This window comes from Stenotrophomonas sp. BIGb0135, assembly GCF_024810105.1.
Classification (GTDB): domain Bacteria; phylum Pseudomonadota; class Gammaproteobacteria; order Xanthomonadales; family Xanthomonadaceae; genus Stenotrophomonas; species Stenotrophomonas maltophilia_AB.
The window spans coordinates 817,604-829,975 of sequence record NZ_JANUDX010000001.1; the positions used below are offsets into that span (position 1 = coordinate 817,604).

A 12,372-nucleotide genomic window follows, 5' to 3' on the forward strand; every position below is an offset into this window, starting at 1 on the left:
CGAGCTTACCGGAAGGGGCCCCACCGGCGCACGCTGCGGCCCTACGTGACAGCACTCGCCGAACATGGCAGGCGATCGCAACCGATCGCAACGGAAGTCACGAAGCGTCGACGGCCAAAGCGTAAACTTATCGTTATGCGCATGATTCCCCCTGCTGTTACAGGACGTTGCCCCGGCTGGCTGCTGCTGTTGCTGCTGGCCACCACGGTCGCACAGGCCCATGCGCGTCAGGACGAGGCCGGCGAGCGGCTGCTCACGGTGGCCACCCTGGAGCTGCCCACCCTGGACGAAGGCCAGTGGGAGCAGCGCCGCGATCAGGTGCTGCAGATGCTGGAAGCCCTGCAGCCGGACGTGATCGCGGTGCAGCGGGTACTGCAGGCGCAGGGGCGCAACCCGGCGTGCTGGCTGGCCACCCGGCTGCGCTACAGCTGCGACTTCGTCACCGCCGATCCGCCCAGCCAGCCCTTGCGGCGTGGCAGTGCCATGCTGACCCGGCTGCCGGTCAGCGAGGACGGCGTTACCCTGCTGCATCCGCCTGGCCAGTACAGCGCGGCGGGGATGCTGCGGGTGAAGCTGAAGGAAGAACTGGTCAACATCTACGTGGCGCGGCTGCGCCCGGACCCGGACGAGCCGCAGGTGCGCCGCCACCAGGCGAGCGACCTGATGACCTGGATCGGTGCCACCGCCGAAGGCCTGCCCTCGCTGATCGCCGGCGACTTCTCCGCCGACACCGCCGAACTGGTCAGCAGCGCGCCGGGGTTCCAGCCGGCCCGGCGCAATCCCGGCGAGCGGGTGGATCCGCCGTCGGTGGCCGGCAGCGCACGCGGGCATGGCCTGGACGTGCTCTTCCAGGTCAAGCATTTCGACGGGCTCGGCCAGCAGGCTCTCAAGCTGCCGCCGCCAGACACCGGCGGCACCGAGGCCGGCCCGCTGCGGCTGGGCGTCATGGCCACGCTGCGGCTGCAGTCGCCCGCGCCGGTCAGCGCGCCCTGACCTGCGGGGCGCGCGTCGGACCACGCTGGCACACACGACGACAGAAACGACGACGGCCAGGCATTGCTGCCTGGCCGTCGGCTTACCTACCCGGCAGGATCGCTCAGGCGATGGCCGCCTGGTAACGACGCTCGACTTCGTTCCAGTCGACCACGTTGAAGAACGCGCCGATGTATTCCGGGCGACGGTTCTGGTACTTCAGGTAGTAGGCGTGTTCCCACACGTCCAGCGCCAGGATCGGGGTATTGCCGTCCATCAGCGGGCTGTCCTGGTTGGCGCTGCTTTCCACCACGATCTTCTTGTCCGGGGTCACGCTCAGCCAGGCCCAGCCGCTGCCGAAGCGGGTCAGCGCAGCCTTGGTGAAGGCTTCCTTGAACTTCTCCACGCCGCCCAGCTGCGATTCGATCGCCTTGCCGACATCGCCGACCGGGGCGCCGCCGCCGTTGGGCGACATGACCGTCCAGAACAGGCTGTGGTTGGCGTGGCCGCCACCGTTGTTGCGCACCGGGCCCTGCAGGTTCTCCGGCAGCGACTTGGTCTTCTTCACCAGCTCTTCGATCGGCAGGTCGGCGTATTCGGTGCCTTCCAGCGCAGCGTTGACGTTGTTGATGTAGGTCTGGTGGTGCTTGGTGTGATGGATTTCCATCGTGGCCGCGTCGATATGCGGCTCAAGGGCGTCGTAGGCGTAGGACAGCTTGGGGAGGGTGTAGGCCATGTGGTTCTCCTGGTAGCTCACTCACCCGGCGAAGACCGGGCGTTGCGCTGACGATGATGGGGATGGCCGGCAAGCTTACCAAGGGCCATGTAAAGGAAACTTGGTCCTGCGCATGCAGCTGTGCAGGCGATGTGATGCAGCGGTGACGGCGACGCTGCCGCGCATCCGCCGCTGTTGCGCTGCGCCTCATCGTGGCGAAGGTCGTTGACGCTACAGTAGTGGCCTGTCCCCTGCCCGTCCCTGCCCATGCGCAAGCCCCTGCTGTTGCTGGTCGCCATCGTGCTGCTGATCGGCGGCCTGGCCGCGATCAAATTTTCGCAGCGCCCGCCTCCGCCCCAGTTCGCCCCGTCGCTGACCGGCGCCACGCCACCGGCCGCTACGGTCCCGGACGACGGCCCCGCGCCTGCGCAGCAGGCCCTGCCGGCGTTCCTGCCGCCCGAAGCCCGGCGCACCATCGCGCTGATCCAGCAGGGCGGCCCGTTCCCGCACCGCCAGGACGGCAGCGTGTTCGGCAACCGCGAGCAGCGCCTGCCGCCGCGCCCGCGCGGCTACTACCACGAGTACACCGTCGACACCCCGGGTGCCGGCAACCGCGGTGCGCGTCGCATCGTCACCGGTGGCACTCCGCCCACCGGCTGGTTCTACACCGACGACCACTACGAAACCTTCCGCAGTTTTGACGTACCACCGGCCGGGAGCTGGAAATGAACCATGATGGATTCGAGTTGGGCCTGCACGACATCAACAATGCCGGCGTGTATGCGATCGGCAATGGCGACGTCGGTCCGTTGTCGGCGGCGATGCGCGATGCCGGCCTGCGCGTGGTGCAGATCGACCTGGACGGCTGCCAGGACAAGCGCACCCTGCTGATGCGGCTGGCAGCGCGCCTGGATTTCCCGACCGGCTTCGGGGGCAACTGGGATGCACTCACCGACAACCTGCGCGACCTGGCCTGGTTGCCGGCCAACGGCTATGCGCTGTTCTTCAACGATGCCGACGCGCTGCGCGCGCATGCCGGCGCCGACTTCGACACGTTGCTGGAAGTGCTCGACGACGCCAGCGGCTACTGGAGCGAGAGCAACGTGCCGTTCTGGGCGTTCGTCGCCCTGCAGGATGCAGACACGGAAGCGGGCGCCGAGCCGTAACGCCACGCCATGCGTGGCTGCTTCAGCGGCTGCCGTTGTCTTCCTGCAGTTCTTTCTTGAACGGGATGTCCGGCGGCGGCCGCGCGACGGCCGGCTGATCCTGCATGTTCGGGTCGCTCAGGCCGCAGCCGCCACCGAACTGCAGGATCGAGACCACGCAGGAAATGGACGAGCTGGTGCCCGGGATCGGGATTTCCACCGCCTTGATGCCCTTGCGGACCCACTCGGCCAGCAACGATTCGTTGGGCGCCCAGTACTTGTCGAACGACGTCGGCGTGTAGTCGTACGGCGGACGCTTGAGCCAGGTCCCCGATTGCGCGATGCGCTCCTTGGTCCAGCCATCCTTGTCACCGCCCGGCGCGCCGCGTTCGGTGTCGCCCTTGCCGTCCTGGCCGGGCACGCGCACGCTGCCGTCGGCATTGAACAGGCTGCCGCCGCTCTTGCCGGTGGCACTGACCGCGCGCCCGTTGAGGTCGGCATCCTGCGGATGGTTGGCCGCGCCCCAGTCGTCGCCACGCGTGGGCGTGGCCCAATCGCCGGGGTTCACCGCCGGACGGGCGGCGGGCGCCGCCGCGCGGGCCGTACTGGGTGACGGCGCCCGGCTGGCAGCGGGCGCGGTCGCCGTTGCGGTCGCCGCGCTGGACGTGGGCGCCACCGGCGCCGGACGATCGGCCGGCGTGGGCACGCTGCGCTCGCGGACGGCCACCTGCGGTGTGCGGGGGGCCACGCTGACCTCGCGCTGCGGCACGCTGGCCATCGCTACCGACGGCGCGGTCACCGGCTGGATCTCACGCTCGCGCACCTGCAGGTCGCGCTGCGGCAGCGTCACCTCGACGCGCGGCCCGGGCACCGTCACCTGGGTAGCCGGCGCCTCGACCACGCTCACTTCGCGCTCGCGCACCGCCAGCTGCGGCGTGCGCAGCTGCGGGTCCAGCGGACGCGGCGTCGGCGTGCTGGGACGCGGTGTCGGCGCATCGACCACGGTGACTTGGCGCTCGATGACCTGCACGTCCTGCACCTGGCGCGGCACCACCCGCACCTCGGTACGCGGCACGCTGGTCGGGGGCACCACGAAATCGGTGGTGGCCTCGGCCACTTCGGTGGCCTGCACCGGCTGCTCCACCGGCGGGGTCGCCGGCGCCGGCTGCGGCTCGCTTGGCGGTGCGGCCTCGGCACGGGGCTGCGGCGCGGTGGCCACGGCGGTGGGACGCTCGGCGGCGGGGGTGGGCGGATGGGGCGGTGCGCTGGCCGCGGTCGGGGCAGCGGCGGCGGCCGGCGCGGGCTCGCCACCGCCGTCCTCCTGCGGGGTGCCGCGGCCGACCAGCTCGACCTGCATGCGCCCACTTTCCCCACCCTGCTCCGGCTCGGTTGGCGGACGGATCAGCGCCACCCACAACAGCAAGGCGGCAAACACCACGTGCAGCAGCAGGCTGAGGGCCGCCGAGCTCCAGCGCATCCAGCGCTGGTCACGCGGTGCCGGGTCCCATCCCTGCCACAGCAGGCGCCGCACCGACTGCAGGAACCCCAGCTGCGGCAGCCGGCCAGGCGACCCGGGCAACGGGCGATCGATCAGCGTGGCGATGACCTCGCTGGAGCGGAACGGACGCGGCAAGGGGGTCAACGCGCGCAGCCAGAGGCCCCACCCGTAGGGGAGGCCCGTGGTTTTTTCGAGGATGCGCTTGTCCGGCTGGCGAGCCAGCAGCCAAGCGAGGATGTCGTCAGCCCGGCGCAGTGGCACGCAGCGCGATCAGGCGGCCGTGCCGCGCGGGATGTACGGCGCGTTGCCACTGTCGTGGTCGGTCGCGTCGCGTACCGCGGTGATGCCGGGAACACGCCCCATCAGGGTCTTCTCGATGCCCTGCTTGAGGGTTACATCGGCCATGCCGCAGCCCTGGCAGCCGCCGCCGAAGCGCAGCAGCACCACGCCGTCGGCCGAGACTTCCTGCACGGCAACCTTGCCGCCATGCGAGGCCAGCTGCGGGTTCACTTCGTTTTCCACGACCCAGCGCACGCGTTCGACCAGCGAAGACGCGTCACCGGGCGCTTCGCCCTTGATCTTGGGCGCCTTGATGGTCAGCTGCTGGCCGCCGGCGGCATTGCTGACGATGTCGATGTCGGCCCCGTCGAGCCAGCCGACGCTGGGCGCATCGACGTACAGTGTGAAGCCGTCGCAGTCCACCGCCCACTCGTCACCGAGCAGTTCGGCGGGCTCGGCGAACTCCAGGCGGGCATCGGCGCGCGGGGTGCCCGCATCGACGGCGCTGAGACGCACGCCCATGCCGGGCACGCCCTCACGCTCGATCAGCTTGCGGAAATAGGTCTGGGCAGTGTCGGATATCTGGATCATCGGGCTATTCTAGCCAATCACATGTTATGCGCTCATTCGGTTTATACACTGGCCGGCGCATCGTTCAGGCATCTTGCAAGAAGAAAGGGAGTGGAGGATTTCATGGCCGACCGGATTCCGCTGGCACAGGCCCGTTGCGTACCGCGCAAGGGCAGCGACCACAAGCTCGGCGAGGCCCGGGTAGCCGAGCTGCTGGCGCAGGTCCCGGGCTGGGAGCTGGCCGAGCACGGCCAGGCGCTCACCCGCACCTTCCGCTTCCAGGACTACCACCGGACCATGGCCTTCGTGAACGCCCTGGCCTGGGTGGCCCATCGCGAGGACCACCACCCCGACCTGGGCGTGCATTACGACCGTGCCGTGGTGCGCTTCTCCACCCACGACGTGGGCGGCCTGAGCGAAAACGACTTCATCTGTGCAGCCAAGGCTTCGGCCCTGACGGAGTGACCCCATGAAACTGCAGACCCTCGTATTGTCCAGCATCGCCCTCGCCGCCTTGAGCGGCTGCAACCAACCCGCCGCCCCCGAGGCGCCGGTGGCCGCGCCCACCGACGTGGCCGCGGTGAAGACTCCGCCGCCGCAGTACCCGATCGAACTGGCCTGCCAGGGCATCGGCGGCACCAGCACGTTCAAGGTGGTGATCGCCGCCACCGGCAAGCCCAGCCAGGTGGCGCAGGTGAGCGGCAGCGGCAATGCCCAGCTCGACGAGCAGGCCCGCAAGGCAGTGGAAGGCTGGGAGTTCAAGGCCGCCACCCGCAATGGCCAGACCGTGTCCACCACCATCCAGGTGCCGGTGAGCTTCAATCCGCCGCAGCCCAAGCCCGACGAGTGCTTCGCGGTCGAAGAGCGGCTCCGCCGCGGCGGTTGATGCCCCCGTATTGAGGTCAGCCGCAGCCAGCCTCGCCTTCGCGCGCCCCACCCGGGGCGCGTTGCACTTCTACAAGGACGCTGTGGCACATGCTCGACATTTCCGCTGAACACGTCTGGGTCGCCCTTGGCGTGACCCTGGCCGCCGGCCTGGCCACGGGCCTGGGCAGCCTGATGGTGCTGTTCTCGCGCCGCCCCAATCCTCGCCTGCTGGCGTTCGGGCTGGCCTTCGCCGGCGGCGCGATGGTGTTCGTCTCGCTGACCGAGATCCTCAACAAGGCGATCGATTCGTTCACCCAGGCCTACGACGCCCGGCTGGGGTTCGCCTACGGCACGGCCGCGTTCCTGGTCGGGGTACTGCTGATCGTGGTGATCGACCACCTGGTGCCCAACCCGCACGAGAGCCTGGACAAGCAGGACCCGCTGTTCCGCGACAACAACAAGGCCTACATCAAGCGGGTCGGCATGCTGACCGCGATCGCGATCACCGCGCACAACTTCCCCGAGGGCCTGGCCACCTTCTTCGCCACCCTGGAAAGCCCGGCGGTGGGCATGCCGCTGGCCTTCGCGATCGCCATCCACAACATCCCCGAGGGCATCGCGATCGCGGTGCCGGTGTATTTCGCCACGCAGAACAAAGGGTACGCATTCGGGGCCAGCCTGCTGTCCGGCCTGGCCGAGCCGATCGGCGCGGCGATCGGCTATTTCGCCCTGTCGGGCATGCTCAACCACGCCACCTTCGGCTGGGTGTTCGGCCTGATCTCCGGGGTGATGGTGTTCCTGGCCCTGGACGAACTGCTGCCGGCGGCCAAGCGTTACGCCAAGGGCCACGAGACCGTGTACGGGCTGGTGGCGGGGATGGGCAGCCTGGCGATCAGCCTGGTGCTGTTCAAATGGTGAGCCGGAACCGGCGCTGGCGCCGGCCGGCAGGACCGGGCGCGGTTACTTCAGGCGGTTGAGGACCTCGACCAGTTCATCGGCCAGCGGCGCGTTGAGCAGGTACGGGGTGCGACCGTCATCCAGGGCGAACTCCAGCGTGGCCGCATGCAGGAACAGGCGCTTGAGCCCGATCTGCTCGCGCAGCCGCTTGTTGACGTCCGGATCGCCGTACTTGTCATCAGCGGCCACCGGGTGGCCCAGGTGCTGGGCATGCACGCGGATCTGGTGGGTGCGCCCGGTTTCGATACGCACCTCGCAGTAGGAATGGCCGCCCTTGCGCTCCAGCACGCTGAAGTGGCTGATCGACGCCTTGCCGATCGGGTTGACCTGGACATGGCGCTCGCCCCCCTGGCGCAGCCCCACGTGCAGCGGGGCATCCACGGTCATGGTGCCGTCGGGCATCCGCCCGACCAGCAGGGTCAGGTAGCGCTTGCGGATGCCGGCGCCGTGGTCTTCACGCAGCAGCGCCTGCAGCTCACTCAAGGCCGAGCGCTTCTTGGCCACGATCAACAGACCCGAGGTATCGCGGTCCAGGCGGTGCACCAGCTCCAGGGTCTTGCCCGGGCGCAGCGCACGCAGGGTCTCGATGGCGCCGAAGCTGATCCCGCTGCCCCCGTGGCTGGCCACGCCTGATGGCTTGTTCAGTGCCAGCAGCCGATCGTCCTCGAATACGATGGCATCTTCCAGGCGCTTCATGAATGCGGCGGGCGGGCCGGCCTTGTCTCCTTCCTCAGTGAGACGAACCGGCGGCACCCGCACCTCGTCGCCCGGCTCGAGCTTGCGCTCGGCCTTGGCGCGGCCGCCGTTGACCCGCACCTGGCCGCTGCGCACCAGCTTGTAGATCAGGCTGCGCGGTGCACCCTTGAGCTGGCCGAGCAGGAAGTTGTCCAGGCGTTGCCCGGCGCGATCGGCCGGGACAGTGATGATACGTACGCTGGTCATGGCTTCAGCGGCTTTGGGGGGGGGCTCGGTAACGGTCATTGGCCTTTTATTCTGTTACACTCGGCGGGCGAGATAAGGGATTGATTTCGTTGGAAGTTGCTCTGGGCCAGAAGCCCGACTTCCCGCGATTCCGGCACAGTGCGCAGCCACCGCCCCCGGGGCGGCCATGTTAGCGGCTCACCGGCGGTCCCGGCCATCGCCGGATGCCTGACAAGCGTCTGTGCTGAAAAAACATGTCCCTGTGGCGCTCCAGCCTGTCTGACAGCTGCCTCCGGCCCGTTACACCCAAACCAAAACAAAATGAAGCGCTCCCGCGGCCTGCCGTGGTGTCGTAGCGCTGGAAACCCAAGCCGCCCTCCCCGCGCCTGCGCGATGGGCGTCGAAGCGTGACCAGAAGCGAAACCCCATGGCGTTCCGCGCGGTAGCAGCGCGCGAGGAACGCAAGAATGAAGCGAATGCTGATCAATGCCACGCAGGCTGAAGAGCTGCGGGTAGCCATCGTGGATGGCCAGACGCTGTACGACATCGACATCGAACAGCCGTCCAAGGAACAGAAGAAGTCGAACATCTACAAGGGCCGCATCACGCGCCTTGAGCCGTCGCTGGAAGCGGCCTTCGTCGAGTACGGGGCCGACCGCCACGGCTTCCTGCCGCTGAAGGAAATCTCCCGCGATTACTTCCAGGCTGGCGTCGACCCGAACAAGGCCGGCATCCGCGAGCTGTTGCGCGAGGGCCAGGAAGTGGTGGTCCAGGTGGACAAGGAAGAGCGTGGCAACAAGGGCGCCGCCCTGACCACGTTCATCTCCCTGGCTGGCCGCTACATGGTGCTGATGCCGAACTCGCCCACCGCCGGTGGCGTGTCGCGTCGCATCGAGGGCGAAGACCGCGCCGCGCTGAAGGAAGCGCTGGACAAGCTGAACATCCCCGACGACATGGGCGTGATCATCCGCACCGCCGGCGTCGGCCGCGATGCCGAAGAGCTGCAGTGGGACCTGGATTACCTGCTGCAGGTGTGGAAGTCGATCGCCGAAGCGGCGCTGACCAAGCCGGCCGCGTTCCTGATCTACCAGGAGTCGCGCCTGATCGTGCGTGCCCTGCGTGACTACCTGCGCTCGGATGTCGGCGAGATCCTGGTCGATACTCAGGAGTTGTACGACACCGCCCGCGAGTTCATGCAGCAGGTGATGCCGCAGACCCTGCGCAAGCTCAAGCACTACACCGACGACATCCCGCTGTTCAACCGCTTCCAGATCGAATCGCAGATCGAAGGCGCGTATGAGCGCAACGTGCGCCTGCCGTCGGGCGGCTCGATCGTGGTCGACCAGACCGAAGCGCTGACCGCCATCGACGTCAATTCCTCGCGCGCCACCAAGGGCAGCGACATCGAGGACACCGCCTTCCAGACCAACCTGGAAGCGGCCGAAGAAGTGGCCCGCCAGCTGCGCCTGCGCGACCTGGGCGGCCTGGTGGTCATCGATTTCATCGACATGGCCTCCAACAAGCACCAGCGTGAAGTCGAGAACCGCCTGCAGAACGCGCTCAAGTACGACCGTGCGCGCGTGCAGCTGGGCCGCATCTCGCGCTTCGGCCTGATGGAAATGAGCCGCCAGCGCCTGCGTCCGAGCCTGGGCGAATCCAGCCAGATCGTGTGCCCGCGTTGCGACGGCCATGGCCGCATGCGCAGCGTGGAGTCGCTGTCGCTGTCGATCATCCGCGTGGCCGAAGAGCATGCGATGAAGGAGAACACCGGGCAGGTGCTGGTCCAGGCCCCGGTCGAGATCGCCAACTACCTGCTCAACGAGAAGCGCAGCGCGCTGCGCGAGATCGAACAGCGCCATGACGCGCCGATCGTGATCGTCGCCGACGAGCAGCTGCACACCCCGCACTACGAAGTGACCCGCCTGCGCGAGAACGAGCTGGGCGAAGAAAGCGGCAAGCCGAGCTACCAGCGCGGCACGCCGCGCAAGCTGCCGGTGCACGCCCTGACCAAGGCCCAGCTGAACATCCCGGTCGCCCCGGTGGTGACCCAGGTCAAGCACAGCCAGCCCGCTCCGGTGCGCGACGTTCCGGAACCCGAAGCCGCACCGGCGCCGGTCGCGCCTGTCGTGGTGGCCGCCCCGGCCGCCACTGGCGTGGTCGGCTGGCTCAAGCGCATCTTCGGTGGCGAACCGGCCCCGGCCGCCGCACCGCAGCCGAGCGCCCGCCCGGCCCAGGATGGCAACCGCAACAATCGCAACAAGGATCGCAACAAGGACCGCAACGGTCGTCGCGACGAGCGCGGTGAGCGCGGCGGCAACGGCCAGAGCCAAGGCCAGGGCCAGGGCCAGGGTCGTGGCAACAAGGACCGCGGTGAGCGTGGCGAACGTGGCGGCAAGAACGAGCGCCGCGACGAGCGTCGCCAGGACGTGGCCGCACCGGTGGCCGGCAACGCCGCCCAGGTGCAGGCACCGGGCCAGGGCAAGCCACGCGGTGAGCAGCAGCCCAAGCCGCCGCGCAATGAGCAGCAGCAGCCGAAGTTGAAGCAGAAGCAGAATCCGCCGCAGGGCAAGCCGCAGCAGGCAGACGGCGAGAAGCCGGCCCGCCAGCCGCAGGCCGACGCGCCGAAGCCGGTCAACACCGCACCGGTCACCGACGCGGCCGTGGTCGCCGCTGCTGCCGTCGGCGTTGCCGAGGCGGTGGCGCCGAAGGCACCGACGCTGGACAACGACGCAGCGACTGCCGCGGTCGCTGGCGATGAGGCAGTGCTGGCCGCCGATGCCGGCGAGCAGACCGATGCCCCAGGCAACGGCGACGACGCCAATGGCGAAGGCGGCTCGCGTCGCCGTCGCGGCCGTCGCGGTGGCCGTCGTCGTCGTCGCGGCAACGGTGACGCCGCTGCCGGCGGCGATGGACTGAGCGATGACAACGGTCTGGACGATGAGTCCGACGAGCAGGACGGCGAGCAGGACGGTGGCGATACCGTCCAGGCCGAGCGTGCCGTGGCCAACAACGGCCAGCCGCAGCCGGAGTTTGAATTCGACGATGAAACCGGCTCCGCGCCGGCTGCCGCACCGGTCCAGGCCCCGCGCCCGGCCCCGGTGGCTGCCGTCGCCGCCGCCGCGCCGCTGGCAGTGGTCAGCAGCCCCGTGGTGACCGCCGGTCACGCCGAGGCCAGCCCGGCCGCGGAAGCCGCCACGCCGTCCTACACCGACCGCGTGCCGTTCGTGGAATCGCCGACGCCGGCGCCGGCCGTGGTCGCGACGCCGAAGGCCGTCGAAGCCGCCCCGGTGGTGGAAACCCCGAAGGCTGTCGAAGCCGCTCCGGTCGTTGAAACCCCGAAGGCTGTCGAAGCCGCTCCGGTGGTTGAAGCCCCGAAGGCCGTCGAAGCCGCCCCGGTGGTTGAAACCCCGAAGGCTGTCGAAGCTGCCCCGGTCGTGGAAACCCCGAAGGCTGCCGAAGCTGCTCCGGTCGTGGAAACCCCGAAGGCTGTCGAAGCCGCTCCGGTCGTGGAAGCCCCGAAGGCCGTCGAAGCTGCCCCGGTCGTGGAAACCCCGAAGCCTGTCGACGCCGCCCCGGTGGTCGACGCGGCACCGGTGGCCACCGATGCAGGCCAGCAGGCCCGTCCGGTCCAGTCGAGCATGCTCGATGCGGTCGACCCGATCCCGGCCGCGCCGGAGAAGGTGGCACCGGCAGCGCCGGTGGCACGCGTCGAAGCCGCTCCGGCTGCCCCGGTGGTGCACAACGGCCAGCTGTTCGGCAGCGCCGCCAGCGACGCCCCGGCCAGCACCGATGCCGCCGCCCACGCGGCGCAGGCCGAGGCGCGCGAGGACATCCCCACCGATGTCGCGCAGGCCGATGAAGACGCCAAGCAGGATCAGGACAAGAACGACAAGGCCTGATCCGCCACGCGTCACGTAGTACCAGACAGCGGCCTTCGGGCCGCTGTCTGCATGTGGAGCATGGCGTGGCTGTGGCATGCTCGGCGCATGGATCGACACGCGCGCCTCATGCCGTGCATCGCGATGCTGGCGGTGCTGTCGGCCTGCCAGCCCGCCCCTGCGCCACTCAGTGACGCGGCCATCCGGGTGCGCGATGCCGCGCCGGAGGATCTCTTCGTGGGTCGGCTCGCGGGTGTGGACGTTGAACTGCTGGTGCAGGACTGCAAGGTGTTCCGGGTCACGCGCGGCCCCGAACAGGCCGTCACCCTCACCGAGGTGCTGGCACCGCCGCCCTACCCGTTTTTCAGCAGTTGCGATCGACAGTCAATGCGCCACGAAGACGGCACGGTGATCGCGGTGCTGGGGCGCATGGCAGTGGGTGCGGGAGGCTGCTGCGCCACGGGCGGCACCTGGCGCACCCGCGATGGCGTGACCTGGGAGAAGATCAGCGAGCACGCGATTCCGTAACGGGGCCGGTCGCGCGCTTCCGGCGCAGGTTCGCCGCGCATA

At 69.1% G+C, this 12,372-nt stretch carries 12 protein-coding genes; 8 read left to right on the forward strand and 4 right to left on the reverse strand.

What is annotated here, in order from left to right:
- Positions 1–45: 45 nt before the first annotated feature.
- A complete protein-coding gene (locus M2421_RS03725; protein WP_259203343.1) occupies positions 46–993 on the forward strand; it encodes an endonuclease/exonuclease/phosphatase family protein in 948 nt (315 codons plus the stop codon).
- A gap of 103 nt (positions 994–1,096) precedes the next feature.
- On the opposite strand, the gene M2421_RS03730 is transcribed toward M2421_RS03725, so the two are convergent.
- Positions 1,097–1,708, reverse strand: coding sequence for a superoxide dismutase (locus M2421_RS03730; protein ID WP_259203346.1), 612 nt, complete (start codon positions 1,706–1,708; stop codon positions 1,097–1,099).
- Between the two features lie 246 nt (positions 1,709–1,954).
- On the opposite strand from M2421_RS03730, the gene M2421_RS03735 reads away from it, so the two are divergent.
- Both M2421_RS03735 and M2421_RS03740 read left to right on the forward strand, forming a co-directional pair.
- Entirely contained in the window at positions 1,955–2,416 is a 462-nt protein-coding gene (locus M2421_RS03735) for a ribonuclease domain-containing protein (protein WP_259203349.1), read from the forward strand.
- On the forward strand, positions 2,413–2,853 hold the full coding sequence (locus M2421_RS03740; RefSeq protein WP_259203350.1) for a barstar family protein: 441 nt from the start codon (positions 2,413–2,415) through the stop codon (positions 2,851–2,853). Before M2421_RS03735 ends, M2421_RS03740 begins: the two co-directional genes overlap by 4 nt.
- Before the next feature lie 22 nt (positions 2,854–2,875).
- Here the strand turns inward: M2421_RS03740 and M2421_RS03745 are convergent, their stop codons facing one another.
- Together M2421_RS03745 and M2421_RS03750 are read right to left on the reverse strand one after the other, a co-directional pair.
- A complete protein-coding gene (locus tag M2421_RS03745; protein WP_259203353.1) occupies positions 2,876–4,591 on the reverse strand; it encodes a hypothetical protein in 1,716 nt (571 codons plus the stop codon).
- A gap of 9 nt (positions 4,592–4,600) precedes the next feature.
- Positions 4,601–5,200, reverse strand: coding sequence for an NfuA family Fe-S biogenesis protein (locus M2421_RS03750; RefSeq protein ID WP_259203354.1), 600 nt, complete (start codon positions 5,198–5,200; stop codon positions 4,601–4,603).
- A gap of 102 nt (positions 5,201–5,302) precedes the next feature.
- On the opposite strand from M2421_RS03750, the gene M2421_RS03755 reads away from it, so the two are divergent.
- From M2421_RS03755 to zupT, 3 genes are all read left to right on the forward strand, one after another.
- Entirely contained in the window at positions 5,303–5,644 is a 342-nt protein-coding gene (locus tag M2421_RS03755) for a 4a-hydroxytetrahydrobiopterin dehydratase (RefSeq protein ID WP_259203355.1), read from the forward strand.
- Positions 5,645–5,648: 4 nt separating this feature from the next.
- Complete coding sequence (locus M2421_RS03760; RefSeq protein ID WP_259203356.1) at positions 5,649–6,065, forward strand: energy transducer TonB; 417 nt, start codon at positions 5,649–5,651, stop codon at positions 6,063–6,065.
- Positions 6,066–6,154: 89 nt separating this feature from the next.
- Positions 6,155–6,964 (forward strand): zinc transporter ZupT, encoded by an 810-nt coding sequence (zupT, locus tag M2421_RS03765; protein WP_259203357.1) that lies wholly within the window; start codon positions 6,155–6,157, stop codon positions 6,962–6,964.
- Between the two features lie 42 nt (positions 6,965–7,006).
- Here zupT and M2421_RS03770 read toward each other — a convergent pair whose 3' ends face one another.
- A complete protein-coding gene (locus tag M2421_RS03770) occupies positions 7,007–7,945 on the reverse strand; it encodes an RluA family pseudouridine synthase (protein ID WP_259203358.1) in 939 nt (312 codons plus the stop codon).
- Positions 7,946–8,391: 446 nt separating this feature from the next.
- On the opposite strand from M2421_RS03770, the gene M2421_RS03775 reads away from it, so the two are divergent.
- The gene (locus M2421_RS03775) at positions 8,392–11,823 is read left to right on the forward strand and encodes an Rne/Rng family ribonuclease (protein ID WP_259203360.1); all 3,432 of its coding nucleotides are present in this window, start codon (positions 8,392–8,394) and stop codon (positions 11,821–11,823) included.
- A gap of 60 nt (positions 11,824–11,883) precedes the next feature.
- On the forward strand, positions 11,884–12,330 hold the full coding sequence (locus M2421_RS03780) for a hypothetical protein (protein WP_259203362.1): 447 nt from the start codon (positions 11,884–11,886) through the stop codon (positions 12,328–12,330).
- The last annotated feature ends 42 nt before the right edge of the window (positions 12,331–12,372 follow it).

Coding starts and splice junctions, on each gene's coding strand:
- M2421_RS03730 (WP_259203346.1), bottom strand. CDS start 1,708: ATGGCCTACACCCTCCCCAAGCTGTCCTACGCCTACGACGCCCTTGAG.
- M2421_RS03735 (WP_259203349.1), top strand. CDS start 1,955: ATGCGCAAGCCCCTGCTGTTGCTGGTCGCCATCGTGCTGCTGATCGGC.
- M2421_RS03740 (WP_259203350.1), top strand. CDS start 2,413: ATGAACCATGATGGATTCGAGTTGGGCCTGCACGACATCAACAATGCC.
- M2421_RS03750 (WP_259203354.1), bottom strand. CDS start 5,200: ATGATCCAGATATCCGACACTGCCCAGACCTATTTCCGCAAGCTGATC.
- M2421_RS03755 (WP_259203355.1), top strand. CDS start 5,303: ATGGCCGACCGGATTCCGCTGGCACAGGCCCGTTGCGTACCGCGCAAG.
- M2421_RS03760 (WP_259203356.1), top strand. CDS start 5,649: ATGAAACTGCAGACCCTCGTATTGTCCAGCATCGCCCTCGCCGCCTTG.
- zupT (WP_259203357.1), top strand. CDS start 6,155: ATGCTCGACATTTCCGCTGAACACGTCTGGGTCGCCCTTGGCGTGACC.
- M2421_RS03770 (WP_259203358.1), bottom strand. CDS start 7,945: ATGACCAGCGTACGTATCATCACTGTCCCGGCCGATCGCGCCGGGCAA.
- M2421_RS03775 (WP_259203360.1), top strand. CDS start 8,392: ATGAAGCGAATGCTGATCAATGCCACGCAGGCTGAAGAGCTGCGGGTA.
- M2421_RS03780 (WP_259203362.1), top strand. CDS start 11,884: ATGGCGTGGCTGTGGCATGCTCGGCGCATGGATCGACACGCGCGCCTC.